The organism is Pseudoalteromonas sp. 19-MNA-CIBAN-0066 (genome assembly GCF_040308705.1).
In the GTDB taxonomy this organism is placed as follows: domain Bacteria; phylum Pseudomonadota; class Gammaproteobacteria; order Enterobacterales; family Alteromonadaceae; genus Pseudoalteromonas; species Pseudoalteromonas nigrifaciens.
In genome coordinates, this window is record NZ_JBEONZ010000090.1 from 1 (window position 1) to 1,086 (window position 1,086).

Genomic DNA, 1,086 nt, shown 5'->3' on the forward strand with positions numbered 1-1,086 from the left:
TTCTTGAATTCAAGTATTAAGTGCAATCATTATGCAGCCACCAGAACTTCTGATTGCCCCGTAAATAATTCATGAGGGGTTTTATACCCTCTTGTTTTTCTTGGCCGATGGTTGAGCTTATCAACTGCCGCCTGTATCTCTGCTTCACTTAGCGCCATAAAGTCAGTTCCCTTGGGGAAGAAGCGTCTAAGTAAGCCGTTGGTATTCTCATTTATGCCCCGCTCCCATGATGAATAGGGATGAGCGAAATACACATCAGCTTCTAATGCTTGTGCAACATGCTCATGGTGAGCAAACTCTTTTCCATTATCTAACGTCACGGTAATAACCCTATCTTTATATGGTGTCATACACGTGATCAGCGCATCGGCTGTTATTTTCGCATGCTTGCTTTCAATTCTGTGAACGACTGTATATAACGTTTTACGTTCAACCATTGTGACAAGCGCATTTTTACGCCCTTTACCTATCACTGTATCGCCCTCCCAATCACCAATCCTAGACTTTGAATCCACAATACTTGGGCGTTCATCAATGCTGACTCGATTAACTATCTGTCCACGTTTATCATAGCTTCCATAGCGTTTTTTATACTTTTTACATGCACGAGTGAGTGTCTTATGTAGCTTGCCACCACGAGCCTTGTCTCTGTAAATATATTGATAAATTGTTTCATGATGTAAAACGACCTGTTTCTCTAAAGCTAAGCGGCCTGCCACTTGCTCAGGGGAAAGTCCGTCATGCAACAATTTATTAATCCAGTGAGTGACGTCCTCTGTTAACTTACTTGCTTTGAAAGATGACTTACGTCTTTGTTCAGCAAAGTTATTGGCTTGGTTAGGCCGATAGCCTTTAAGTCCTTTATTGCGTTTTAGCTCTCTAGAAATAGATGACGGTGAACGAGTTAGTTCTTCAGCTATCTGCTTTTGGTTATTTCCTGCTTTTATTAACGCGTAAATCTGGTATCTTTCTTCTTGTGTCAGCTGTTTATATTTCATTAAAGCAATTTCCTTTGGCGAGAAAATGGCCGAATTATAACAGCTGGCCATCTAATCTGAGAAATTGCACTTATTATCCGAATTTAGG

Annotated in this window: 1 protein-coding gene; it reads right to left on the minus strand. The window is 40.7% G+C overall.

The window, feature by feature from the left end:
* Positions 1 to 29: 29 nt before the first annotated feature.
* Positions 30 to 998: an IS30 family transposase gene (locus AAEZ18_RS18295; RefSeq protein WP_288635400.1), complete on the minus strand. Its 969-nt coding sequence runs from the start codon at positions 996 to 998 to the stop codon at positions 30 to 32.
* Between the last annotated feature and the right edge of the window lie 88 nt (positions 999 to 1,086).